This window comes from Streptomyces sp. NBC_00306 (assembly GCF_036169555.1).
Lineage (GTDB): Bacteria > Actinomycetota > Actinomycetes > Streptomycetales > Streptomycetaceae > Streptomyces > Streptomyces achmelvichensis.
Genome location: NZ_CP108032.1, coordinates 481,145 through 504,336, shown reverse-complemented (window position 1 = coordinate 504,336; position 23,192 = coordinate 481,145). Strand labels below are relative to the sequence as shown.

The window sequence follows — 23,192 nt, the reverse complement described above, 5'->3', positions numbered from 1 at the left end:
GGCGTCCGCTGCCGCAGGTGCCCCGCTCGGGCCGAAGCCGCAGGGCCACCGCTCAGGACGACGCCGCAGGGCCACCGCTCAGGACGACGGGATCCTGGTGAACCGTCCGGCGATGCGCAGATCGGCCTCGATCCGGGCGGCCGCCGACCGCAGCGCGGGCAGCACCTCCGCCATGCACTGGTCCACGGTGCGGCGGCTGCTGTGCATGGCGACGTTCACCGCCCCGACCGCTCGGCCGCCGAGGTCTCGCACCGGCACCGCCAGGGAGCGCAGTCCCTCTTCGAGTTCCTCGTCGACCAGTGCGTATCCGTCTTGCGCGACCTGTGCGAGAACGGCGTCGAGCCGCTCCCGGTCGGTGACGGTCCGGGACGTCAGTGCGCGCAGTTCCGTTCGTGCCAGCAGCGCCGCACGATCGCGCGCCGGCAGGTCGGCCAGCAGGACGCGACCCATGGACGCCGCGTACGCCGGAAATCTCGTACCGATCCCGATGTTGACGCTCATGATGCGGCCGGTCGCGACCCGGGCCGTGTACTGGATGGCATCGCCGTCGAGCACCGCCAGGGATGCCGAGTCGTGCACCTCCCGCACGAGGGCGGCCAGATGCGGCGAGGCGATGTCCGGCAGCGTGATGCGCGACAGCGGCGGATACCCGAGCGTCAGCACCTTCGGGGTGAGGCGGAAGGTCCGCTCGCCTGCCTCCACGTGTCCGAGGTGCTCCAGGGTGATCAGCGCGCGGCGGGCGGTGGCGCGCGCGAGTCCGGTGGCCTGGGCGACCGCGGCGAGCGTGAGCTCCGCGCGTCCCTCGCCGAAGGCGGTGAGCACGGTCAGGCCGCGGGCCAGCGACTCCACGAACTCGGCGCCGAGTTCCTGCTTGGAGGCGCCGGTCCAGGCGGCGAGCCCGCCCGCCCGGGGCCCGGTCGCGACCCGGCTCGTCCTCAGCCGCTCCTCCATCGCGGCCACGGCGTCCCGCGCCCGCGGCAGCAGCGACTCGCGCATCGAAGCCGCGGTATGGCGGCTGGTGTGGCTCACCACGCCGACGGCGCAGACCACCCGGCCGTCGGGGGAGCGGACCGGCAGGGCGAGCGTGATCAGGCCCGGTTCGACGAGCTGATCGTCCAGGGCCCAGCCCTGTGCGCGGGCCTGTGCGGCACGTTGCTCGAAGCCGCGCTCCTCTTCGGCGGGATCCGCAGCCGGCAGGACGGCGTGGCCCTGCGGGCCGGCGCCGCGCCGTGCGCGCCGGTGCGACCACTCCTTCTCGCTCCAGGACGCGGCGAACACCGCTCCCTGCGCGGTCCGTTCGGCCGGCAAGAGGTCTCCGATGCCGAAGGTGAGCGACATCGCACGCCTCCGCCTCGTCCGGTGGACGAAGCGGATGCCGTCACCGTCGGGCACGGCAAGCGAGACGGACTCGTCGAGTGAGTCGGCGAGCTGTTCCGCGAGCGGGCCGAGCGGGCCGGGCAGCCGGATCGCGGCGAGGTAGGCGTTGCCGAGTTCCATCAGCCGGGGCGCGAGGACGGCGGTGTGTCCGTCGAGCCGGAGGTAGCCCATGCGCGCCAGGGTCGCGGCGATCCGGTCGACGGTGGAGCGGGCGAGTCCGGTGGAGCGTACGAGCTCGCTGACGGTGGCCCGTCCGCCCGCCTCGCTGATGTCGTCGAGGACGGCGATACCGCGCATCAGCGGGCCCACGGCCTCCCGGGGCGCCGCGTCGCAGATCGGGGTCGTGACGGCCATCGGCCCTCCGTGCGGTCGTCTTGCGTCGATGCCCTGGAGCCCGGCCTCGGCCCTCAGTCGGCCCGTGGGGCCGTTGACATCGCGTGGCCGGTGAACGCACACTCGTCCGAGTGAAAAATGAACTGTAGTTCATCTGGCGAACCACCGCATCCCTGTCGGTGCTTCCGCCCCATGACAAGGAACCTCCGCGATGGACAAGGTCAAGCAGAGCGCAGCCGACGCGGTCGGTGACATCGGGGACCACGCCTCCCTGGCGGTCGGCGGCTTCGGCCTGAGCGGAGTGCCGAACACCCTGATCGCGGCCGTCCTCGCCCGCGGGGTCCGCGGACTGCGGGTCGTCTCCAACAACTGCGGGGTCGACGGTGCGGGCCTCGGAACCCTGCTCGCCGCCGGCCGGATCGCCCGTGTCACCGGCTCGTACATCGGGGACAACAAGGAGTTCGCCCGCCAGTACCTCGGGGGAGAGCTGGAGGTCGAGCTCGTACCGCAGGGCACGCTCGCCGAACGGCTGCGGGCCGGTGGCTGCGGCATCCCCGCCTTCTTCACCCCCGCCGGTGTCGGCACCCAGATCGCGGACGGCGGGCTGCCCCTCCGCTACACCCCCTCCGGGCCGGATACCGGTACGGGCGCGGTGGCCGTGCCGAGCCCCGCCAAGGAGGTCCGCGTGTTCGACGGACAGGAGCACGTCCTCGAGTACGGCATCACCACCGACTTCGCGCTGGTCCGGGCCGCGAAGGGGGACCGCTACGGCAACCTCGTCTTCAACAAGGCCGCACGCAACTTCAATCCGCTCGCCGCGATGGCCGGGCGGGTGACCGTCGCCGAGGTCGAAGAACTCGTGGAACCGGGAGAGTTGGACCCCGACGCCGTCCACCTTCCCGGTGTGTTCGTGCAGCGCGTGGTCGTGCTCGACGCCGGGCAGGCCGCGGACAAGCGGATCGAGAAGAGGACGGTACGAGCCTGATGGCGTGGGCGCGGAACGAGATGGCCGCCCGCGCGGCCGCCGAGCTGACCGACGGCTCGTACGTCAACCTCGGCATCGGACTGCCCACCCTCGTCCCCGGCTTCCTGCCCGAGGGTGTCGATGTGGTCCTCCATTCCGAGAACGGCATCCTCGGCGTCGGGCCCTATCCGACCGACGAGGAGGTCGACGCCGACCTCATCAACGCGGGCAAGGAAACCGTCACCGTCCGTCCCGGAGCCGCCTGCTTCGACTCCGCCCTCTCCTTCGGCATGATCCGCGGCGGTCACATCGACACCGCCGTCCTCGGTGCCATGCAGGTCTCCGCCACCGGTGACCTCGCCAACTGGTCCGTCCCCGGAAGGATGATCAAGGGGATGGGTGGCGCCATGGACCTGGTCCACGGAGCCCGCCGGGTGATCGTCCTCACCGAACACACCGCCCGGGACGGCACCCCGAAGATCGTCCGGGAGTGCACGCTCCCGCTCACCGGCAGGGCGTGCGTGCACCGCGTCATCACCGACCTCGCCGTCCTCGACATCACCGAGGAGGGGCTGCTGCTCGTCGAGACCGCGCCGGACGTCACCCCCGACGAGGTCCGGGCGAGAACCGCGGCGCCCGTCCGTCTGCCCGTCACCACCCCATGACACCCCCTTACGCCCGCACCCAGGAGCTGACATGACCGACCGCCTCCGTGATGTCTACGTCGTGGACGCCGTCCGCACGCCCATCGGCAAGTACGGCGGCGCGCTGTCCGGCATCCGGCCCGACGACCTCGCGGCCGGCGTCCTCGGCGCACTCGTCTCCCGTACGCCCGACCTCGACCCGGCGCGGATCGACGACGTCATCTTCGGGAACGCCAATGGGGCCGGGGAGGACAACCGGGACGTCGCACGCATGGCCGTGCTGCTGGCCGGACTGCCCGTCACCGTGCCCGGCGCCACGGTCAACCGGCTCTGCGGTTCCGGTATGGAGGCCGTCATCCAGGCCGCCCGTGCCATCGCCGTGGGAGACGCGTCCATCGCCGTCGCGGGCGGTGTCGAGTCCATGAGCCGCGCGCCCTGGGTCGTGCCCAAGCCCGAACGCGCCTTCCCCGCGGGCCACCAGGAGATGTTCTCGACCACGCTCGGCTGGCGGATGGTCAATCCGAGGATGCCCGAGGAGTGGACGGTCGCCCTGGGCGAAGGCGCCGAACTGGTCGCCGACCGCTACGGCATCGACCGTGAGGCACAGGACGCCTTCGCGCTCGCCAGCCACCAGAAGGCCGCCCGTGCCTGGGACGCGGGGCTGTACGACTCCGAGGTCGTCCCCGTCGACGGCGCCGACCTGGCCCGAGACGAGTGCATCCGCGACAACACCTCCATCGAGGCACTCGCCAAGCTGAAGCCCGTCTTCCGCCAGGGCGGCACGGTCACGGCGGGCAATTCCTCACCGCTCAACGACGGCGCCGCCGCTCTGCTCCTCACCGACGAGGACGGTCTGCGCGCCACCGGCCGGGAACCGCTGGCCCGCATCGGCGCCACGGCCGTGACCGGCATCGAGCCGCAGTACTTCGGCGCCGGGCCGGTCGAGGCGGTACAGCGCGCACTCAAGAAGGCGGGCCGAGGGGTCGGTGACCTCGGCACCCTCGAACTCAACGAGGCGTTCGCGGCCCAGGCGCTCGCGTGTGCCGGCCAATGGCCCGGACTCGACCCGGCCGTGATCAATCCGCGCGGCGGCGCCATCTCCATCGGCCACCCGCTGGGCGCGTCCGGCGCCCGGATCACCGGAGCAGTGGCGCACCAGCTCGCGGCTGCGGGCTCCGGCACGGGCATCGCGGCCCTGTGCATCGGTGTGGGCCAGGGTCTGGCGCTCGTCCTGGAGAGGTGACCGTGTCGGGGGCGGCGGGCCCCGGTGAGCTGTCCGTGACCCGGCCCGCGGTCACCGGGAGCTGACCCGGCGCCGGGAACGCCCCCACCATCGGCCCGGCTCAGGGAGCCTCATCCAGGGAGGAGGAGTGCTGATGGACACCACCGTCGGCATCGTCGGGGGCGGCCCGGCCGGGCTGCTGCTCGCCCGGCTGCTGCGCAACGCCGGCATCGCGAGCGTGACGCTGGAGTCCCGCGACCGGGGGTACGTCGAGAGCCGCCAGGGCGCGGGCATCCTGGAACAGGGCACGGTGGACGTCCTGCGCTCCGCGGGGGTCGGCGAGCGCATGGACCGCGAGGGAATGACCCACGACGGAATCGAGCTGCGCTTCGACCGGCGTGCCCACCGGCTCGACTTCCTTGCGCTCACCGGCGGCCGGAGTGTGTTGGTGTACCCGCAGGCCGAGGTGGTGAAGGACCTGATTGCCCGCCAACTGCGCCAGGGCGACCCGCTGTTGTTCGAGGCGGAGGTGCTCGCGGTGGAGGGGGCCGACACGGACCGGCCTGTCGTCCGCTTCCTCCACGAGGGACGGGAACGGACGCTGTCCTGCGACTGTGTCGTGGGCTGCGACGGCGCCGACGGAGTGACCCGCACCGCGATCCCCGAGTCGGTCCGGACGACGTACGAGCAGGTCCACCCGTACTCGTGGCTGGGCATTCTCGCCGAGGCGCCGCCCGTGTACGACGAGTTGATCTACGCACACTCCGGTCGTGGGTTCGCCCTGGCCGGCATGCGGTCCGCCACGGTCAGCAGTCTCTGTCTCCAGGTGCCGAACGGCACCGATCCCGCCGACTGGCCCGACGACCGGGTATGGGACGAGCTGGACGCCCGGTTCGCCCTCGACAGCGACCCCGGGTGGCAGCTCCGACGAGGACCTGTGGTCGCCAAGACCGTGCTGCCGTTGCGCAGTTCGGTGACCGAGCCAATGCGGTACGGCCGGGTGTTCCTGGCCGGGGACGCGGCCCATGCCGTGTCACCGACGGGGGCGAAGGGCCTCGATCTCGCGGCATCCGACGTGATCACCCTGGCCCGCGCCCTGATCCACGAACAGAACACCGGATCGGCGGAGCTCCTCGACGCCTACTCCGACACGTGCCTGCGCCGGGTCTGGCGCGCGGAGTACTTCTCGTACTCCATGACGACGATGCTCCACACCGATCCGGCCCAGTCCGCCTTCGACACCCGTCTGCAACTGGCCCAGCTGAACCGCCTGGCGACCTCGCGGCACGCGGCGGCGGAGCTGGCGGACAACTACACGGGGCTCCCCGTCGGCTGAGGCGGCACGAGTGCGGACAGGGTGGTGGCCCCCGGGATCCGGGGGCCACCACCCTGTCCGCGGCAGAGGGTCTCCGAGCGGGCTGTCGCACCCACCGGTCAGGACGCGGCGGGGCGACGGTGCGTCAGCCGGATCGTCAGCACCGGGATGATCACGGCCGCGGCGACCAGATGGGACAGGGCCAGGACGATCTGGGTCGAGAGCGATGTGTGCGGAGCCATGAACGGCGGTGCGAGGGACAGCACGGTCATCGCGACGGTCGTGACGGCGAAGGTACGGGCCGGACGCTTGGCGAAGCGGGCCAGCAGCACCGCGAGGACGATGCCGACGACGGACCAGAAGAGCACACCGAACGCGAAACCGAGGGGTGGGATCGCCGCCGCCGCATCCGCGCCGGGATTCGCCGCCTCCATCGGGACGCCCGCGCCACGGGCGACGGTGGCGAAGACTTCGGTCGTGATCGCCCCCGCGACGGCGGCGACGACTCCGGCCCGCCACACGGGCTGCGCGATCACTGCGGCACGGAACACGCGGGCCGCACGGGAGGTACGGGGTTCGGTGGTGAGGGTCGTGGTGGTCATGATGCTGCCTCCTGGCGCATGACGGGTTGCATGTGTCATCGAGGCAGACGGGACCGTGGCCGTGAACTCATCGGTTCCGGCAGAGTTTTCTCCGAGGTGTCGAGATCGCCGGAGCCGGCACTGTCGGACCCCGGTGACAGACTCGTGTGCACCACGGAACGGAGCACGACGAAACCGTGTGCACCAGAGAACGGAGCACAGAACGAAACACGGAACGGCCGCCGCGATCCGATGAGTTCTCGTTGCCGGCCCGGTCGTATCCGGTGACACAAACAAGACGTACGGAGCGCAGCATCCTTGATGAGAGACCCGGACTCGACACGAGTCCGGACGCGATGAGAGACAGACCCGGAGATTCAGGAATCGGAGACATGAGATGTGCACACACCGACCCACCTGCCCGACCGCCGCCCACCCCGACCGTGACGCCGCACGTATCGTCGCCGCCCACCCCGAACAGGGCTGGAGCCTCCTGTGCAACGGCACGGTCGTCTTCGACGACACCGGCGAGCTGCTGCCGGACGGTGAGATCATCCCGCCGCACCGTCCTCTCGCCACCACCCCGCCTTCCCGTGGGCAGTTGACCGTCGCCGCCTGACCTGTCCGAACCGCCTGATGTGCCCGTCAGGACTCCCCTCACCGATCACCTCGCGTGACCCGCCGCCCTCGCGTACCACCCGCTGACCCGGACAGCCGCCGGTGCCACAGCCGGCCGGCATCGCCCCGCGTGTTCTCGCTCGTCCGACTCCGTCCGACGGTGTTTCCGTCCGTCGTGAGCACGGGCGCCCTCGCACCACCGGTTTGGCCGCTGCAATCCGGGCAACCCGGCGTTCGAACGGCGTCCAGCAAGCGAATTCACCGAGTTGGGCACATGACACGTGATACGGGAAGGCAGCCATGTCCACAGTCCTGACCATCGTCGCACTGGTCGCGGTAGTTGCGATCGTCGTCGCCGCGGTGTTCTACCTCGGCCCGGGCAAGGGAGGCGGACGGGGGCTCAAGCGCCGGTTCGGTCCCGAGTACGACCGGGTGCTCGCCCGCCACGACGGCGACACCAAGGCCACGGAACACGAACTGAACGAACGGGTCAAGCGGCACGGTGACCTGAGGCCGAAGCCCCTCGCCAACGAGGCGCGCGAACAGTATGTCGCCCAGTGGGCCGGTCTCCAGGAGCAGTTCGTCGACTCCCCGGCCCAGGCGGTGGCCGACGCGGACAAGCTCGTCGCCCGTCTCGCTCGGGACCGGGGCTTCCCCGAGGCCTCGCAGCACGACGAGCACCTGGACGCCCTCTCCGTGCACCACGCCCAGCACGTCGGCGGCTACCGCCGTATGCACCTGGCCACCCGCGCCAAGTCGAGCACGGAGGAACTGCGCGAGGCGATGGTCGAGGCCCGCGCGCTCTTCGAGGCCCTGGTCACGGCCGGGCCCGAGGACACCCGCACCACCCGTGAGCGTCCTGTCGACAGCGGCCGCCGCGGCCACCTGCTGAAGCCGAAGGGGAGTGGCGTGTGATGGCGTACGAAAAGGAGAAGGTCCCGGCACCGAAGCGCATCGGTACCCCCGACCCGCTGGAGACGGAGAAGCCGGCCACGTCCCGCGCACGGCCCGAGTCCGGCGAGCCGCTGGAGCCGGCGAAGCCTGTGGACTCCGGCCGACCGGTCGAGCCCCGCGAGCCCGCCGGACCGGCGACGTTCGTCGAGCCCGCCGCCGCGACCGGCACCCGTGAACCGGCCCGTCCGGTGGCGGCCGACGCCGACGCCACCGCACAGCGGATCGGGACCACGGACGTGCCCAGGACTCCGGAGTCCCACGACACCCCGGTTCCGCACAGCGCTCCGGCCGGCCCCGCGCACTCCGAGCCGCAGGAGCACAAGACACCGGGTCATCTGATCGCGCAGGATGAGCGGGAGAAGCTGGCCCGTCGTCTGCACGACTCCCTCAGCGGGTTCGTCGACGCCCCGCGGCACGCCGTCGAGGACGCGGCCGCGGTCATGGACGACGCCGCCCAGAAGATCACGACCGCGCTCACGGAGCAGCGCCGCGCCCTTCGCGCCGACTGGCACGGCGAGGGGAAGGGCGGCTCGAGGGAGGCGGACACCGAGGATCTGCGCCTTGCGCTGCGCTCCTACCGCGAGATGACGGAACGACTGCTGCGTCTGTAGAGCGTGTGACTGACGGCTGTCGACGGATGAGGCCCGGCCATCGGCCGGGCCTCATCCGTGCGCGGGGATCCACCGCCCGGCGCCCCCGTCAGGCGCAGACCTCACGCTGATGCGGGCGGGCTCGCCGTCCGGCGCCCGAGCGTGTCGACCGCCGCGATCACCCGGTCCCAGAACAACTCGGTCTCCAGGTGCACGGCGACCCGCGCGTTCACCGGCCTCTCCAGATACTGATGGAGATCCACCACCGTCGCCCCGCGCGTGTACCGGCCGTGCAGTTCGACCGCGACATGCGCGTCGACGCACCGCACGATCGCCGGATCGATGACCCGCGCCACCGCCACCGGATCGTGCACCGGCGGCGAGGTGAAGCCCCACAGCCGCTGGTACGTGGAGGCGAAGTAGGTCATCAACTCCACGCACATACGGCTCAGTTCCGTGTCCAGTCCGTCGAGCCGCGCCAATACGTCGGGGGTTGCCGGAGCCTGGTGCGTGACATTGAGGCCGCACATCGTGACCGGCACACCACTGCGGAACACGATGTCCGCGGCCTCCGGATCGACATGGATGTTGAACTCGGCGGCCGGGGTCCGGTTGCCACGCTCCGTGGAGCCGCCCATCAGCACGATCTCGCGGATACGGCCCGCCGCATCGGGATACCGGGTCAGCAGGAGGGCGATGTTCGTCAACGGCGCCGTCGGCACCAGGGTCACCGGCTCCGGATGCCCGGTCAGGATCCGGTACATCAACTCCACTGCGTGCTCGGGAACCGTGTCCACCGTCGGTTCCCCGAACCGGGGGCCGTCCATGCCCGAGTCGCCATGGACGTCCTCCGCCACGAGAAGGGGCTGTACGAGCGGCTGAGCGCACCCCGCCGCGATGGGAACGTCGGTGATGCCGGCGACCGTACAGACACGGCGCGCGTTGAGCGTGGTCTTCTCCACCGTCTGATTGCCGGCCACGGTCGTGATGGCCAGCAGATCGATCGCCGGGTCTCCCGCGGCGAGCATGATGGCGATGGCGTCGTCGTGTCCGGGATCGCAGTCGATGATGATCGGAACGGGCGGCACGGTGCTCCTCGTCGTCAGAATCGGCAGCGTGTTCAGTGTGCCCCTCGGCCCGTCCCGCGGGGCGGACATCAGACCTGACGTCGGCCGGCCAGGCTCCGGAAGAACGCCCGTACGTCGCCGACCAGCAGATCCGGCACCTCCATCGCCGGAAAATGCCCTCCGCGGTCGAACTCTGTCCAGCGCACGAAGGTGTTCGTCCGCTCCCCGATGTGGCGCAGTGGAATGAAGTTGTCCATCGGGAAGACGGCGAGCGCGGTCGGCGCGTCCGACACGTCCGGCGGCATGCCCCAATAGGCCGCGTGTGCGCGCTCGTAGTAGATGCGGGCGGACGATCCGGCCGTACGCGTCAGCCAGTACAGCATCACGTTGGTGAGCAGGTGATCGCGGTCGACAGCGCCCTCGGGGTGTTCGCGCTTGTCCGTCCACTCGTGGAACTTCTCCGCGATCCAGGCCAGCTGGCCGACCGGGGAGTCCGTCAGTCCGTACGCCAGGGTCTGCGGCCGTGTCGCCTGGATGTCGGCATAGCCCTGGCGCTCGCGGATCCACACCTTGTTGCGCTCCCAGGAGGCGTGCGTCCGCTCGCGCTCCGCCGGGCTCAGGGCGGCCAGAACCTCGGCGCCCGGCTCCTCGGGCGCGGCCGCACCCGGCAGGAGGTTGAGGTGGACACCGATGACCCGGTCGCGGTGGATGCGGCCGAGCTCACGGGCGATGGCCGCACCCCAGTCGCCGCCCTGCGTGCCGTACCGCTCGTAGCCCAGGCGCGCCATCAGCTCGCCGAAGGCGGCGGCCACCCGCTGGAACTCCCAGCCGCGCTCCTTCGTCGGCCCGGACAGTCCGAAGCCGGGGATGCTGGGCATCACCAGGTGGAAGGCGTCGGCCGGGTCGCCTCCGTGCGCCCGCGGATCGGTCAACGGGCCGGCGACGGCGGCGAACTCCACGACGGAGCCCGGCCAGCCGTGCGTGACGATCAGGGGTGTCGCGTCCGGCTCCGGGGACCGGAGATGGGCGAAGTGGATGGTCGCCCCGTCGACCGTCGTGGTGAACTGCGGCCATGCGTTGAGTGCGGCCTCCGCCGCCCGCCAGTCGTACTCGTGCCGCCAGTACCTGACGAGCTCCCGCAAGTGACCGAGCGGGACTCCGTAGTCCCAGCCTGCCCCGGGCAGTTCGTCCGGCCAGCGGGTGCGGTCCAGACGTTCGTGCAGGTCGTCGAGCTCGCTCTGCGGGATGTCGATACGGAAGGGGCGGATGCTGTCGTCGTTCGAGGTCGTCACGGCGACGGATGCTATCTCTGTGCTGCGGCCGTCTGTCGACGCATTTTCAGCAGACTCCCACGGGCGCCATCCCAGGTCGGGCGGCGATCCGGGCCCGTCGACCGCCGGGGGCCGGCCGGAGCCGGGGTCGTTGGCGGAACCCGGAGGCGGTCGGCACCTGGTCGGTGGCGGCTCGGGAAGCGGCGCGCGCGGTCACCGGCGGCCGCACCGGGGCTCATTCGGGGGTCTGCGCCGCCGGCCGTTCGGCCGCTTTTCTCGCCGCCGACGCCTCGCGGCGCGCCGACTTCGCGGCATGCTCGGCCGCCTTCGCGGTGTCGCGCGCGGTCCGTGCCTCCGCGCGGGCGTCCTTCTGCTTCCGCTGGGCGGCCTTGAGTTCCCGGGCCAGTTCCGACACCCTTTCCTCGGCCTCGTCCCGCGCACTGTCCGCCCGATCCCTCTCCGACTCGGCCTCCCGCTGCTCCGCCTCCAGGGCACGCGCCTTCTCTTCCGCGGCTTCGGCGGTCTCGGCCGCCTTCCGGGCCCGGTCGACCTGCTTGCGCTGTTCCCGCTCCTCGGCCCGCGACCGCGTCTGCGTACGGGACTGTGTCCGCTTCTCGGGCTTCGCCGGGCGGCCCGGCGGCGTGGCCGGTTTCTCCCGGGGAGGCACCGTGGTCTGCACTGCCCCGGCAAAACCCACGGCCGCGCTCAGCGGCCTGGCCAGACGTCCCGCTGCCCATTCCTCGGCAGCCCGAGGATCGGCGAGCACGGCATGCAGCGTGTCCTCGATCTCGCGCTGCGCCGCCTCGCCGACCGACTGGCCGGCCGCCTCCGCCAGCTTCCGCGCTTCCCGGGCCAGCGCACCCACGAGAGCGTGCTGCTGCCGGCCGAGCTCCCTCAGCTGCCCACCGTCGAGCTGCTGATGGGCCTGGCGCAGCCCTTCCCCCAGGCTGATCAACGGCTGCACCTTCTCCGGCTGCTGCCGTACGAGAAGGTTGCAGGCCCAGGCCGACAGCGTCGGACGCCGCAGATCCTTGATCTGTGCGGCCAGTTCGCGGTCTCCCGCTGTGCGGGCCCGGGCCGCGCGCTCATTGCGCGCGGCCGTGAAGTCCTGGGGCAGCAGCTGGTACAGCTCGTCGGTCACGCTTTCCAGATCCACGGTCCTCCAGCGGGCGCTGCCCCCGTGATCGATTCTCCCACCGCCGGACCGGCGTCGCTTCTGGAGCCCGGCCGGGAAGGGAGCGCGGTCGAGGGGCAGCGACCGCGACCGTCGGGGTTCCGGGGAGTGAACTGCCTCTCCCCGGAACCCCGACGCCCCCTGAACTCCGGAACCCCGACGGACGCCCCTGAACTCCGGAGCCCGGCCACGGTCCGTCTCACCGCCGGACGGTTCAGCCGACCGTCGTGGTCTCCTGCTCCGGCGTCTTGGCCGCCGCCTCCTCCGCGGAGGCTTTCCGCCGCCTACGGCCCGGCAGGACGAACAGCACGAGCAGCGTGCCCGCGCCCATCGTGATGCCTCCGACCAGGCTGGTGCTCGACACGGCTTGGGCGAACGCCTGGTGGACGGCGTCGAGGAGCGCCTGTGCCTGCTGGGGCCCGACGGCAGGGTCCTGGGCCAGGCGCTCGGCGACGGCGAGGCCTCCGCCGACGGAGTCCGTCGCGGTGTCGAGGGCCGCGGCGGGCAGCCGACTGCCGACCAGGTCGGTCAGCTCGCTGCGGTAGGTGGTCCCGAGCAGCGAGCCGAGGACGGCGATTCCCAGTGATCCGCCGAGTTCGAGTGCGGTGTCGTTGGCGCCGCCGCCGACGCCCAGTTCGTTCTCCGGGAACGTCGACATGATGGTGTCGGTCGCGGGGGACACGCTCAGCCCGATCGCCACTCCCAGCAGCACCAGGGGCCCGACGAAGTCCGTGTATGTGGAGTCGGTGTCGATCAGCGTCAGCAGAAGGACGCCGACGGTGCCGATGACCATGCCGGCCACCACCGTTGTCTTCATGCCCAGCTTGGGCGTGAGGCGTCCGGTGAGAGCGGCACCCACGAACACCGCGCCGGCGAGCGGCAGAAGACGTACGCCGGTGTCCAGCGCTCCGTAGCCGAGCACGAACTGCAGGTGCTGCGTGGCGTAGTAGATCGAGCCGAAGGTGCCGAAGAAGAAGAACAGCACGGCGAGCATGGAGCCGCTGAAGGAACGGATCCTGAACTTGCGTACGTCCAGCATGGGCTGCGGATGACGCAGCTCCCACAGGACGAAGAGCAGCAGGCCCACGGCGGCGACCACCGCGGCGGCGACGGGACCGGTGCCCCAGCCGAAGTGGGGGCCTTCGATGATCGCGTAGACGAGTGCGGCGATCGAGACGATGGACAGCAGTCCGCCGCCGAAGTCGAGCCGTCCCATGCCCTCCGCCTTCGACGGCGGGATCAGCGTCAGGGCTCCGACGAGGGTGAGGACCACGATGGGGACGTTGATGAGGAAGGTGGAGCCCCAGGCGTGGTTCTCCAGCAGCCAGCCGGCGACCAGGGGGCCGACCGCGATGGCGAGGCCCGATGTGGCGGTCCAGGCGGTGATGGCGCGGCCTCGCTCCTTGCGGGGGAACGTCGCCACGAGCAGGGACAGCGTGGCCGGCATGATCACGGCGGCCCCCACACCCATGATCCCGCGGGCGGCGATGACCAGCCCGGTCTCGTCGACGAGGCTTCCCATGACCGATCCCGCGCCGAAGATCAGCAGACCGACGACGAGGGCACCCCGGCGGCTGTACTTGTCGCCTATCGCGCCGAGGACCAGCATCAGCGCCGCATACGGCACGGTGTAGCCGTCGATCACCCATTGCAGATCACTGCTGCTCAGGCCCAGGTCACGGGTCATGTCCGGGGCCGCGACGATCAGTGACGTGTTGGCCATCACGATGATCAGCAGGCTGAGACACAGCACCAGCAGCGCCCACCAGCGCCGCGCATAGGGCGTGTCCATCCTGTCGACCGGCGTCTTCGCGAGGAGAGGCATCGTCTGGTCTTTCGAGGGAGGGGATGGGGGGAGCACAGTTATTTGCACGCTCATGTGCAGACTAGTTACTTGCACAGGCGTGTGCAAATGGGCTGCCCGGGGGAGGTGGCGCGCCGGTGCCGGGGCAAGGTGGCGCACCTGTGCCGGAGCGGGGTGTGGACGATGCTGCCCACGCCGAAGCGCGGCTGGTCGCAGCCGTGCGGCGTCGGTGAAAAGGCCCCGAGGGGGGTGGGTGAAAAGGCCCCGAGCGGCGTGGGTGGACCTGCCCTGCTGGGGGTGGGGGATCAGAGAGTGTCGTCGGGCTCGATGACGACGTCGATCGACTCCGCCAGTTCACGCACCACGGTCTCGGCCCGCTCCGTCGGCACACCGGCGGCGATCAGCGTGGTGACCGCGGTGGCTTCCGCGTTGTCCTTCCAGGCCTGCGTGTTGAGGCTCTCCAGCAGGGACAGCGTCAGGGCTTCGAGCGCGGCGCTGAGGACGTCCGGCGGAACATGGGCGTGGAAGGTGCCCGCGGCCTGGCCCCGGTCGAGGATGCCGGTCACTTCCCGGCGCGCGGGCGCCAGTACGTCGGTCACGCGTTCCATGCCGAGATCGCGTCGTGCGAGCGAGAGCAGCATGCGATAGCGGTCGCCGATGGGCCACATGGTCAGGAGGAAACGCGCGAAGGCCCGCTCGGGGTCCTCGGACGGAGCGGTCGCGACGTCGACCGCGGTCCGCAGCACGCCCGCCGCCTCGTCGGCGAGGGCGTCGAGCAGTGCGGTGCGGCCGGCGAAGTGACCGTAGACGGTACGTCGTACGACCCCCGCGGCCCGGGCGATCTCCTCGAGGGTGGTGTCCGGGTTGAACGCCAACTCGCGGCGTGCGACGGCCAGGATCCGCGCCCGGTTCGAGCGGGAATTGCTTCGTTGCGGCTCGCGGGCGGCGGGCTTGGTCACGGCGGTACCCCGGGGGACGGGCGTCCTCGGACGGGAGGACGCGGTCGGTGTCACCATGCTTGCACAGCCCTGGGCAGACACCCTCGCACCCACCGGCGCTGCGGCTCGTCGATGGACCACCACGAACGCCCGCACCCCCGGCGGCCCGGCCCCCCGGCCGGGCTCGCCTTCGTCCATGGGTGGCGCGCTTACTGTACCTCGGCACAGTAGGAACGGGGCAGGTCGTGCGGGGGTTTCCGGCGGTAAACACCGCACGTCCGGCCGTCGTTCGCGAAGCCGTGCACCGTCGTGGTCGCCCTCACCTCACCGATCGCGCCATCGCGAACGCAACCACGACGTACGGCACGGCGAACAGCGCGAACAACGCGCCGTGACCGGTGTATTGGGACGCCGTGCCGTAAGCCGCGTACATCAGCAGCGTCGACACACTGGTGCCCAGACCCGCCAGCGATGTCACGGTCGCCCGGCTCGGCCCGGTGATGGCCGCCTGCAACCGGGCGTCGGCCATCTGGAACACCAGAAAGGCCGACGCGAGAAGCAGGAAGCCGTACGGGCTGCCGGACAGCGCGCCCACCGCCATGACCAGTCCGGCGACCGCGACGGCCGCGCCCGTCGTGCGCACCGCCAGACGTTCGGCGCGCGCGGCCAGCAGGCTGCCGAGTGTCACACCGACCCAGACGGCCAGGACGAGAAAGGGCACGTCCCGCGTCGATGCCCCCGTCTCCATGGCCAGCAGCGGCACATACTCGTCCAGCGCACCCCACACCGTGGTCAGGAGGATCGCCATCAGCAGAGCGTTGCGTACGGCCTTGCTCCCGCGGACCTCGGCCAGACCGGTCCTGAGCGTCGCCGCGTAACCGCCGTCCGGGGCGTCGTCGTCCTGCCCCGCCGAGTCGTCCGACCGGTGCTCGGGCAGAAGGGCCGCGGCACCGGCGCACAGCACACACGCCACGACACTGGCCGTGCCCAGCGCCGCGTAGCCGCCGAGGGCGAACAGCGGGCCCGCTGCCGCGGTGGCCACCGCCGTGGCGGCCATGCTCACCGCCCCCGCGCGGCCCATGAGCCCGACATAGCGCGACGCGGCACCGAGCCGGTCGAGCTCCTCATAGGCGAGGGCCTCCTGCGCTCCGGAACGCAGCGCACCGCCGGTGCCCCAGAGAACGAAGCCGACGGCGAAGGCCCCGTATGACGGGGCCACGACCCACAGGGCGAAGCCGGCAGCCGACAGCAGCGGCCCGATGATCAGCAGCAGACGGCGTGAGACCACGTCGGCCCACACACCCGAAGGTACTTCGAGCAGCAGTCCGGTCAGCGACCAGATGGCGAAGAGGGAAGAGATCTCGGCGGTGCTCAGGCCGTGTTCGGCGAAGAGCAGTGCGTAGACCGGGTAGAGCAGGATCAGATCCTCGAAGCCGGCGGACACGAGGAGCGTCCGCTCCAGCCGCCGGATCTGCGGGCCGGGCACGCGGGTGCGTGCGGGCACGCCTGAGGTGGGAAAGAGCATCGAAGGTCCTTCTGCGAGCGGAACGGTTGACGGCGTCGGCGCTCGTCCCGTGGGCGGCGCTCGACAGCCCGTTCCGTGCGGACCTTCAGTGGTGGATCAATGTCGTCGTCGGTTCATGCCCTCAGTGTACGAAGGCGGCCGACGTGCGGCACGGGAATTCTTCCCGAGGCGACGGGGTGCGACCGGGCACGGCGTGAGCGTGCACACAGGCCCCCGGACCCGGGCTGTCCGGGTGCCCGACTGCTTCACGCAGTGCGCCCCGGGCACCCGGACAGCATCCTCAGCCGGGCCAGGTGCCCGTCAGCCGGTGGGTGGCGGTCGCTCCGCCGCGGTCCACCGCGGCCTTCACGACGGCGAATATCGCGCCCTGCAGAGCGGCGGCGATCAGCACCTCGCGCCATGAACGGTCCTGGTCCGTGGCGTCGGGGGCGTCGTCCTGACGCCCGATGGCCTTCCACGCCTGCTTGAACGCGGCGCCCGCGATCATGCCACTCACGGCACCCAGAGCCATGCCGACCGGCTTGTACGCGATCTTCGACGCCTTCATCAGCGGTTCCTGCCACGGCGCTTGACGGCGATCAGCACCAGCGCGCCCGCGGCGGCGGTGAGCAGCAGCGGCCCCTTGCGGCGTCGCGCGACGTCGCCGGCCTGGCTCGCCTTGTCGGTCACCGCGTCCGGCGTCTTCTCCTGGAAGGTGTGCGCCACGGTGGCCACGGTCTCCGCGATCTGCGCCTTGGCCTGAGCGGCCTTCTCGCGCACCTGCTCGGGTGTCTTCTCCTGCGCGATGTGCGCCACGCGGGCCGCGGTCTCCTGTACCTGGGCCTTGCCCTGTGCGGCCGCGTCCTGGACCTGCGTCTTCGCCTTGGCGGCCTTCTCCTGCGCCTGACCCTTCACATCTGCCTTTCCGGCCAGCTTCTCCACGGTGATGCCCAGTTCCTCACGAGTGCCCTCCACCTGCCGACGCAACTCGTCGGGGGTGGGGGAGTCCTTCGGGCCGGTCTTGCCACTCATCGGTGTGCACTCTCCTTGATCGCGGCCACATCGGCCTTGACGCTGTCGATCGCCCGCTCGGGAGTGGGCGGTGTGGCCATACCGACCTGCTTCTTGCCCATCGCCGCGAGAACCGCCGCGATGACGAACAGCACGCCGGTGATGATCAATGCGGCCGCCCACAGGGGCAGGACCAGCACCAACGCCGCGATGGCGGTGGCAGCGAGGGCCTGCAGCCCGATGAACGCCACGATGCCGGCGCCACCGAACATGCCGCCGCCCTTGCCGAACCGCTTGCCCTTCTGCGTCATCTCGGCCTGCGCCAGCCGGAGCTCCTCGCGGACGAGCTGCGACAACTGCTGCGACGCCTGGGAGACCAAGTCGCCCACTGATTCCTTGGATTCGCCGTGCTCTACGCGGCGCTCAGAGATGGTCACCGCTGCTCACCTTCCCTCCTCGCTTCGTCGGCGGGGTGTGCTGTGCGGTCGTCGTACCGAGATCTCGCGCCCGGCCGGGCGCTGAAGCGCGGTTCATGACCCCACCGCTGCTTCGCTGCGGGTACCCAGGGGGAGGAGACCCATCCCTCGGGAGGACCGACGGCATGAACAGAGCTGCCGCGGCACCTTCCCGGCGCCCGCGGCAGCTCTGTGTGCACCGCGCGTGACGCACGGTCGCGGACGTGCTTGGTGCCCCGAACACGCGATCCCGCCGGAGAAGGGGCGCTCGATGCATGGCCCCGTGCCCACCTGTGGCGCCGAGCGCTCGGGTCAACCCCCGGCCTGTGACGGCCTGTTGTTTGCCCGTGTTCAACAACCGTGTGGAATGCATGGGTTTCGCAGGGGTACGCGGCTGACGAGCGGGACGTCGGGTCCCCCATGACGGAGCATGACGGAGAAGGAGCCCTGCCGTGCTGATGGCCCACCCCGCGGTACTACAGAACCTCATCGAGCAGTACGAGACGCTGAAGGTCCTGCACGCCGAGGCCGGAAGCGCGGAGGTCCGGCGCCGCATGGACGACGTCGCCTACACCCTGTGCGTCTCCACCGGTACGCGGGACGTGGACGCCGCACTCGTCGCCGCGCGCCACCGGCTCCCTGGCGCCCGCCCGCAGGACGACTCCCTGCTCAGCGTCTGAAGCAGGTCGCCCGGCGTCCGACGTACGTCCCGGGCCGCGGGCCCGGGACGCACCTCCCGCAGGACAGTGCGCCGTGGAACGACGGATCTACACGTCGTTCCACGGCGCATATGCGTCCTGGCCGCCCATGCCGGGCTGCTCGCTCTGCTGCTGGAGCCGGCGGGCCTTGTCCTCCAGCCGTTGCCGCAGTTCGGGATCGGTGGTGCGGGCGGCGGCCGCCGACAGTTCGAGGGCCTTCTCCCGCAGCTGGCGGGCACGGCCACCGGATTCCTTCGCCACGCTCATGGACAGCCTCCCTCAACTCGTGCAGACGGATGAGATCAGCGAAACAGCGAGCCCGCGGCTGCGCATCTCCAACTGTCACTCTCCGCCGTCTGCGCAGCTCACGACCGCACTCGGCACCGGGTCACCACAGCGCGCGGGGGCCAAGGGCGGTCTGCCCTTGGCCCCCGCGCGCTGTGGGACGTCTCCGTCGGTCCGCTCAGATGCCCTGCGCCGCGTCGAGTTCCTGGTAGTAGCGGCCGACCGACGACAGATACGCCATGTCACCGGTCTCGCTGTCCCGGGAGAACAGGGGCGCGCTCTTGATCTCGTCCCTGGTGCGTCCCAGGAAGACCTTCTGCGCCTCGACGTCGATACGGGTCACCAGGCCCGCGGGGATCAGCACGCTCTTGCCGAACACCCACACGCCCGTGTCGACGACCAGATGCTGCACACCCGTGTCGTCCTGCTGCCTGTCCACGTGTCCGACCACGCCGTCGGACGCCTCGACGACAAAACCTGTGAGGGACAGACCTGTTGAATATCCGTCGGCTGCCGAATAGCTCCAGATGCTGTTCACTGCCATCTCCTGTCCCTGTACCTGGAGGAAAAAGCGGCCGGGGCGCGCGCTGGAGGAGACCAATCCTGTACGCGCGCTCCGGCCCGCAGACCCCGGCTACCCCGTCGCGGGAAGCGCACGCTCCCCGATCACCGGGCAGGCCGGTGGCAGCGGAAGATCTCAGCCGACCCTTGTGTACGTCACATCGAAGTCCGGCGTCCAGGTCTCGCCGTCACGCGATCCCTCCCAGCCGCCCCTGATCGTGCCGCCCCCGTCGTCGATGGTGGCGGTGAATCTCTGGTGGAAGCCGGGCGCTGCCCGCCACTGCTTCCACACACCGTCGTTCACACTCGTCCGGTAGACGCGGGCGACACCCCGGCCATCGGCATACAGCGTCGTGAACTCGTCGGCCGTGTCGTCGTAGCCGGTCAGCGTGACGGTGGGGAACGGCAGATGCGGACCCCACTCGGCGGGAACGGCCGAATCCGGCCCCACGTCCGCGCGTTGCACGAGAACGACCCCGCCCTCCAGCCAGGAGAACTCGGTCCGCACCGGCCCGGCCCGATGCCCGAGGGCCCACATGTCCCATACGCCCACGAGCACGTCCAGGCGGCGCAGCGCGGAATGAGGTGTCGGTTGCCGCATCGGGCCTCTCCTCGTCTGGGGATCGGTACCTGCGAGATCAGTACCCAGGAGTGGAGACCGGACCGGACGGCCGGACTCATCGCTGTCTCGCGCCCCGTACCGAAACGACCCCGTACCGGAACGACCCCGGTGCCGGTGCGCCTCGGTGGCGCAGCGTTCCGGTACCGACGCGTTCCGGTACCGAAGCGTTCCGGTGGCGATGCGTCGCCGTACCGAGGGCCCGCCGCTCGCGCCGCGGGCCCGGTGCCCGAAGGGTGTCAGCAGGTGCGTCCGGTGTAGAACGCGCCGTCGATCTTGCCGGAGGATCCGAGCCAGGTGGTCCCGGGCGCCACACAGCGCTCGTAGTTGGGCCCGAAGACTTCCACCTCGACGATCACGCGGGAACCGTCGCTCGTGCAGTGCTGGTAGTAGGCGTCGCTGGACGTCTCGTAGAACCCGCACGGGTTCATGCGGGCCGTTCCCGCAGCCGGGGCCGCGGGGGCCGCCGACGCGGTGGTGGCGCCGAGGACGAGGGCAACGGCACCGATGACGACCGACAGGGAACGGCGCATGACCATGGATGTCTCCTACTCGAAAAGGTGATGCCCGCAGCCGAAGGGCTCGGGTCCACAGAGAGGATCCATGATCACGAACGGTGTGCTGTTCGAACTCCCCCGAACGGCGGCAGGAGTTCACACCGTCGGGTGCCCGCTACGCCTTCGGCGGCGCATTCATCTGCTCGCCCGGTGAGAGCGCGATCTCTGCCCACACCTGCTTGCCGCCGGCGAACGGCACCGAACCCCAGGCAGTGGACAGTGCCTCGACGATGAGCAGTCCCCGACCGCCCGTCGCGTCCAGGTCCAGGGTCGTCGGCCGGGCGGGGGAGCGGGGCGAGGAGTCGTTGACGGCGATCCTCAGCCGGTCCTGAGCGAGCGTCAGGTCGAGCCGCACCTGCCCCTGGGTGTGCGCGATCGCGTTGGTGACCAGCTCCGAGACGATGAGGAGAGCCACGTCCATCTCGTCCACCGCCTCCCAGCCGCGCAGGGTCCGGGCGGTGAAGCGGCGGGCGTGCACGATCGCGTCGGGGAGCCTCCACACCGTCCAGCGCGCCCGCTTCGGCCGTATGAGCATGCCGTCGTAGCGCAGGAGCAGCACCGCCACGTCGTCGTCCCGCCGGTCGACGTTCCCGAGGAGGTCGTCGGCCGTGCGTCCCGTGTCGGACGGATCCGCGGCGCTGAGCAGCGAACGGAGGCGGTTCATACCGTCCTCGAGCGGCAGGCTCGCCGACTCGACCAGCCCGTCCGTGAGCAGTGTCAGCACCGTGCCCGGAGTCAACCCCGCCTCGGTCATGGGGAACTGAGCATCCGTCATGACGCCGAGCGGTGGGCCGCCCTGGACGTTCAGTTCGTCGGTGGAACCGTCCGGGTACCGCAGCAGGGGCTGAAGATGGCCCGCCCGTACGAAGAGGGCGATGCCCTCCTCCATGTCCAGGTCCACATAGCAGCAGGTCGCGAAGAGGTCGGTCTCCATGCCGATGAGCAGCCGGTTCGCATGGCTGACCACGACGTCGGGCGGATGTCCCTCCACCGCGTACGCCCTGATGGCCGTGCGCATCTGTCCCATGATGGTGGCCGCCTCGGCACTGTGCCCCTGGACATCACCGATGACGAGTGCCACATGGCTGTCCGGGAGCGGAATGACGTCGTACCAGTCGCCGCCCACTTCGAGCCCGACCGTCGCGGGCAGATAGCGCGCCACGGCCTTGCCGCCGGGCAGCACCGGAAGCTTGCGGGGCAGCAGACTGCGCTGCAGCGTTCTGGCCAGCTCGTGCCGGGCGTCCAGCACATGGGCGCGCATCAGGGCCTGGCCGACCAGACTGGCGGTCGCCGTCAGCAGGGACCGTTCCTCCGGGCCGAACCGGTGCTCCTGGTCCCAGCCCACCAGACAGGCTCCGACCATCCTGCCGTCGGCCAGCAGCGGCAGCACGGCGAGACCGCCGGGTCCGATGTTCGCGAGTCCGGGTTCCAGATCGGCGCCGGGCAGCCACACGGAGACCGTGCCCTCGCGCAGCGCGCTCCTGAGGGTGGGCAGGGCGCTGCTGGCCGCGTCGGGCCACTCGGACCGCCACTCGGATCTCCACACCTCCGGCCAGGCGTCGGGGTCGGGCGGATCGAGGATGGTGACGACCAGGCGGTCGGCCTCCAGCTCCGCCACGGCGACCCGGCTGGCGTCGAGCGGTGCGCGCAGGGCCGCGACCACGACCTCGCTGACATCCCGGACGGTCGTGGCGCCGGCCAGCTTGGCGGACAGCCGCTGCACACGGGACACCTCGTCGGCGTTGGGCCGCAGATAGGAGGCGTCGGCGACGACACCCAGCATGCGCTCTGGCTTGCCGTCGGGCGAGAGCAGCATCCGGCACCGCAGGCCGAGCCAGCGGAGCTCGCCGTTGGGCCGGCGGATACGGAACGCCAGTTGGTGGTCCGTGGACGACGACCGCCCCGGCTCCACGATCGACATGAGCGCGGGCACATCATCCGGGACGGCGCAGGCGAGGAGTGTCTCCGCGCGCCCGTCGAAATCCTCGGCAGCGACGCCGAGCAGTTCCAGGACCTGGTCGTCGGCCTTCATGTCGCCTGTCTTGAGCACCAGCGTGAAGGCGCCGCTGCGGGGTGGGAACAGTCCGGCACCCCGGCGCGGACGGACCTTCGGCTGCCGCTTCACGACCTGTGTGTCGAGCGCTTCGATCCCCGCCGCGACTTGATCGGCGTACAGCTCCAGCAGATGCCGGCAGTCCGTGTCGAAACCCTCCGCGGACGCACCCACGACAACGAGGCAGCCGAGCTTGCTGGTGTGGCCGCCCAGCGGAAGGACGCCCAGCGACGTACTGCTCGGCCAGGCCTTGGCGCATTCCGCAAGGACGGTGTCCGGACCGGGCGTCGCGTCGCCCGCCCGCGCGTACTCCGTCAGCTGCGCCGGGCCGAGCCACCGGATGCGGTCGTCGCGGAAGGCGTCCGCGATCGGCGACCTGCCGGAGAGGTAGAAGGCCTCGGGCAGTGCGCAGATATTGTCGGGCCCTTCGATCACGTCGGCCAGGTCGAGCCGGCCGTCTTCCCCCGAGTAGAGATAAACAGCTGCGAAATCGGCCCCGCAGAAAGCAAAACCCTGCCTTGTCAAGGCTGCATCGCCTCCCAGGAAGCCGTGGCCGCGCCAAAGGTTCGTGGCGTAGAGATACCCGCTTGGCCGAGA

The 23,192-nt window shown here is 70.9% G+C and carries 24 protein-coding genes; 8 read left to right on the top strand and 16 right to left on the bottom strand.

Annotated features, from left to right (window positions below; translation table 11 throughout):
- Positions 1-78: 78 nt before the first annotated feature.
- Positions 79-1,731, bottom strand: coding sequence for an IclR family transcriptional regulator domain-containing protein (locus OHA05_RS02255; protein ID WP_328859612.1), 1,653 nt, complete (start codon positions 1,729-1,731; stop codon positions 79-81).
- A 190-nt stretch (positions 1,732-1,921) separates the two neighbouring features.
- Here OHA05_RS02255 and OHA05_RS02250 point away from each other — a divergent pair, with 190 nt between their 5' ends.
- From OHA05_RS02250 to OHA05_RS02235, 4 genes are all read left to right on the top strand, one after another.
- Positions 1,922-2,695, top strand: a complete 774-nt coding sequence (locus OHA05_RS02250) for a CoA transferase subunit A (protein WP_313948132.1) — start codon at positions 1,922-1,924, stop codon at positions 2,693-2,695.
- Positions 2,695-3,339 carry a CoA transferase subunit B gene (locus OHA05_RS02245; protein ID WP_328859611.1) on the top strand — a complete coding sequence of 215 codons (645 nt, stop codon included), beginning with the start codon at positions 2,695-2,697 and terminating at the stop codon, positions 3,337-3,339. The genes OHA05_RS02250 and OHA05_RS02245 overlap by 1 nt, the downstream gene beginning before the upstream one ends.
- A gap of 31 nt (positions 3,340-3,370) precedes the next feature.
- On the top strand, positions 3,371-4,561 hold the full coding sequence (locus OHA05_RS02240) for a thiolase family protein (protein WP_328859610.1): 1,191 nt from the start codon (positions 3,371-3,373) through the stop codon (positions 4,559-4,561).
- Positions 4,562-4,694: 133 nt separating this feature from the next.
- The gene (locus tag OHA05_RS02235; protein WP_328859609.1) at positions 4,695-5,876 is read left to right on the top strand and encodes a 4-hydroxybenzoate 3-monooxygenase; all 1,182 of its coding nucleotides are present in this window, start codon (positions 4,695-4,697) and stop codon (positions 5,874-5,876) included.
- A 98-nt stretch (positions 5,877-5,974) separates the two neighbouring features.
- Here the strand turns inward: OHA05_RS02235 and OHA05_RS02230 are convergent, their stop codons facing one another.
- The gene (locus OHA05_RS02230; protein ID WP_313948136.1) at positions 5,975-6,457 is read right to left on the bottom strand and encodes a DUF6069 family protein; all 483 of its coding nucleotides are present in this window, start codon (positions 6,455-6,457) and stop codon (positions 5,975-5,977) included.
- Positions 6,458-6,833: 376 nt separating this feature from the next.
- Between OHA05_RS02230 and OHA05_RS02225 the strand changes: the two genes are divergently transcribed.
- The 3 genes from OHA05_RS02225 (at position 6,834) to OHA05_RS02215 (ending at position 8,619) form a co-directional block, all read left to right on the top strand.
- Positions 6,834-7,055, top strand: coding sequence for a DUF5999 family protein (locus OHA05_RS02225; RefSeq protein WP_328859608.1), 222 nt, complete (start codon positions 6,834-6,836; stop codon positions 7,053-7,055).
- 299 nt (positions 7,056-7,354) lie between these two features.
- A complete protein-coding gene (locus OHA05_RS02220; protein WP_313948138.1) occupies positions 7,355-7,969 on the top strand; it encodes a hypothetical protein in 615 nt (204 codons plus the stop codon).
- On the top strand, positions 7,969-8,619 hold the full coding sequence (locus OHA05_RS02215; RefSeq protein WP_328859607.1) for a hypothetical protein: 651 nt from the start codon (positions 7,969-7,971) through the stop codon (positions 8,617-8,619). The genes OHA05_RS02220 and OHA05_RS02215 overlap by 1 nt, the downstream gene beginning before the upstream one ends.
- A gap of 101 nt (positions 8,620-8,720) precedes the next feature.
- On the opposite strand, the gene OHA05_RS02210 is transcribed toward OHA05_RS02215, so the two are convergent.
- The 9 genes from OHA05_RS02210 to OHA05_RS02170 form a co-directional block, all read right to left on the bottom strand.
- Positions 8,721-9,686 carry a nucleoside hydrolase gene (locus OHA05_RS02210; RefSeq protein ID WP_328859606.1) on the bottom strand — a complete coding sequence of 322 codons (966 nt, stop codon included), beginning with the start codon at positions 9,684-9,686 and terminating at the stop codon, positions 8,721-8,723.
- Positions 9,687-9,754: 68 nt separating this feature from the next.
- Positions 9,755-10,957, bottom strand: a complete 1,203-nt coding sequence (locus OHA05_RS02205) for an epoxide hydrolase family protein (protein ID WP_328859605.1) — start codon at positions 10,955-10,957, stop codon at positions 9,755-9,757.
- Between the two features lie 214 nt (positions 10,958-11,171).
- Complete coding sequence (locus OHA05_RS02200) at positions 11,172-12,092, bottom strand: hypothetical protein (protein ID WP_328859604.1); 921 nt, start codon at positions 12,090-12,092, stop codon at positions 11,172-11,174.
- A 232-nt stretch (positions 12,093-12,324) separates the two neighbouring features.
- Entirely contained in the window at positions 12,325-13,935 is a 1,611-nt protein-coding gene (locus OHA05_RS02195) for an MFS transporter (RefSeq protein WP_328859603.1), read from the bottom strand.
- Positions 13,936-14,219: 284 nt separating this feature from the next.
- Positions 14,220-14,873, bottom strand: a complete 654-nt coding sequence (locus OHA05_RS02190) for a TetR/AcrR family transcriptional regulator (protein WP_313948145.1) — start codon at positions 14,871-14,873, stop codon at positions 14,220-14,222.
- A gap of 298 nt (positions 14,874-15,171) precedes the next feature.
- Positions 15,172-16,377: an MFS transporter gene (locus OHA05_RS02185; RefSeq protein WP_328859602.1), complete on the bottom strand. Its 1,206-nt coding sequence runs from the start codon at positions 16,375-16,377 to the stop codon at positions 15,172-15,174.
- Positions 16,378-16,657: 280 nt separating this feature from the next.
- Entirely contained in the window at positions 16,658-16,924 is a 267-nt protein-coding gene (locus OHA05_RS02180; protein WP_313948147.1) for a DUF4235 domain-containing protein, read from the bottom strand.
- The gene (locus tag OHA05_RS02175; RefSeq protein ID WP_313948148.1) at positions 16,924-17,388 is read right to left on the bottom strand and encodes a DUF3618 domain-containing protein; all 465 of its coding nucleotides are present in this window, start codon (positions 17,386-17,388) and stop codon (positions 16,924-16,926) included. The genes OHA05_RS02180 and OHA05_RS02175 overlap by 1 nt, the downstream gene beginning before the upstream one ends.
- Positions 17,385-17,804, bottom strand: coding sequence for a phage holin family protein (locus OHA05_RS02170; protein WP_313948149.1), 420 nt, complete (start codon positions 17,802-17,804; stop codon positions 17,385-17,387). Before OHA05_RS02170 ends, OHA05_RS02175 begins: the two co-directional genes overlap by 4 nt.
- Before the next feature lie 470 nt (positions 17,805-18,274).
- Between OHA05_RS02170 and OHA05_RS02165 the strand changes: the two genes are divergently transcribed.
- The gene (locus OHA05_RS02165; protein ID WP_313948150.1) at positions 18,275-18,502 is read left to right on the top strand and encodes a DUF5133 domain-containing protein; all 228 of its coding nucleotides are present in this window, start codon (positions 18,275-18,277) and stop codon (positions 18,500-18,502) included.
- A gap of 87 nt (positions 18,503-18,589) precedes the next feature.
- On the opposite strand, the gene OHA05_RS02160 is transcribed toward OHA05_RS02165, so the two are convergent.
- From OHA05_RS02160 to OHA05_RS02140, 5 genes are all read right to left on the bottom strand, one after another.
- Positions 18,590-18,787: a DUF6381 family protein gene (locus OHA05_RS02160; RefSeq protein WP_313948151.1), complete on the bottom strand. Its 198-nt coding sequence runs from the start codon at positions 18,785-18,787 to the stop codon at positions 18,590-18,592.
- A gap of 196 nt (positions 18,788-18,983) precedes the next feature.
- Positions 18,984-19,349, bottom strand: a complete 366-nt coding sequence (locus OHA05_RS02155) for a PRC-barrel domain containing protein (RefSeq protein WP_313948152.1) — start codon at positions 19,347-19,349, stop codon at positions 18,984-18,986.
- Between the two features lie 153 nt (positions 19,350-19,502).
- Entirely contained in the window at positions 19,503-19,967 is a 465-nt protein-coding gene (locus tag OHA05_RS02150) for a hypothetical protein (RefSeq protein ID WP_328859601.1), read from the bottom strand.
- 257 nt (positions 19,968-20,224) lie between these two features.
- The gene (locus tag OHA05_RS02145) at positions 20,225-20,524 is read right to left on the bottom strand and encodes a DUF6355 family natural product biosynthesis protein (protein WP_313948154.1); all 300 of its coding nucleotides are present in this window, start codon (positions 20,522-20,524) and stop codon (positions 20,225-20,227) included.
- Between the two features lie 133 nt (positions 20,525-20,657).
- Positions 20,658-23,120, bottom strand: a complete 2,463-nt coding sequence (locus OHA05_RS02140) for a SpoIIE family protein phosphatase (protein ID WP_328859600.1) — start codon at positions 23,118-23,120, stop codon at positions 20,658-20,660.
- Positions 23,121-23,192: the final 72 nt, after the last annotated feature.

Bases quoted from the DNA above. Each gene is read 5' to 3' on its own strand.
- OHA05_RS02255 (WP_328859612.1), bottom strand. From the start codon at position 1,731: ATGGCCGTCACGACCCCGATCTGCGACGCGGCGCCCCGGGAGGCCGTG.
- OHA05_RS02250 (WP_313948132.1), top strand. From the start codon at position 1,922: ATGGACAAGGTCAAGCAGAGCGCAGCCGACGCGGTCGGTGACATCGGG.
- OHA05_RS02245 (WP_328859611.1), top strand. From the start codon at position 2,695: ATGGCGTGGGCGCGGAACGAGATGGCCGCCCGCGCGGCCGCCGAGCTG.
- OHA05_RS02240 (WP_328859610.1), top strand. From the start codon at position 3,371: ATGACCGACCGCCTCCGTGATGTCTACGTCGTGGACGCCGTCCGCACG.
- OHA05_RS02235 (WP_328859609.1), top strand. From the start codon at position 4,695: ATGGACACCACCGTCGGCATCGTCGGGGGCGGCCCGGCCGGGCTGCTG.
- OHA05_RS02230 (WP_313948136.1), bottom strand. From the start codon at position 6,457: ATGACCACCACGACCCTCACCACCGAACCCCGTACCTCCCGTGCGGCC.
- OHA05_RS02225 (WP_328859608.1), top strand. From the start codon at position 6,834: ATGTGCACACACCGACCCACCTGCCCGACCGCCGCCCACCCCGACCGT.
- OHA05_RS02220 (WP_313948138.1), top strand. From the start codon at position 7,355: ATGTCCACAGTCCTGACCATCGTCGCACTGGTCGCGGTAGTTGCGATC.
- OHA05_RS02215 (WP_328859607.1), top strand. From the start codon at position 7,969: ATGGCGTACGAAAAGGAGAAGGTCCCGGCACCGAAGCGCATCGGTACC.
- OHA05_RS02195 (WP_328859603.1), bottom strand. From the start codon at position 13,935: ATGCCTCTCCTCGCGAAGACGCCGGTCGACAGGATGGACACGCCCTAT.
- OHA05_RS02185 (WP_328859602.1), bottom strand. From the start codon at position 16,377: ATGCTCTTTCCCACCTCAGGCGTGCCCGCACGCACCCGCGTGCCCGGC.
- OHA05_RS02180 (WP_313948147.1), bottom strand. From the start codon at position 16,924: ATGAAGGCGTCGAAGATCGCGTACAAGCCGGTCGGCATGGCTCTGGGT.
- OHA05_RS02175 (WP_313948148.1), bottom strand. From the start codon at position 17,388: ATGAGTGGCAAGACCGGCCCGAAGGACTCCCCCACCCCCGACGAGTTG.
- OHA05_RS02160 (WP_313948151.1), bottom strand. From the start codon at position 18,787: ATGAGCGTGGCGAAGGAATCCGGTGGCCGTGCCCGCCAGCTGCGGGAG.
- OHA05_RS02155 (WP_313948152.1), bottom strand. From the start codon at position 19,349: ATGGCAGTGAACAGCATCTGGAGCTATTCGGCAGCCGACGGATATTCA.
- OHA05_RS02150 (WP_328859601.1), bottom strand. From the start codon at position 19,967: ATGCGGCAACCGACACCTCATTCCGCGCTGCGCCGCCTGGACGTGCTC.
- OHA05_RS02145 (WP_313948154.1), bottom strand. From the start codon at position 20,524: ATGGTCATGCGCCGTTCCCTGTCGGTCGTCATCGGTGCCGTTGCCCTC.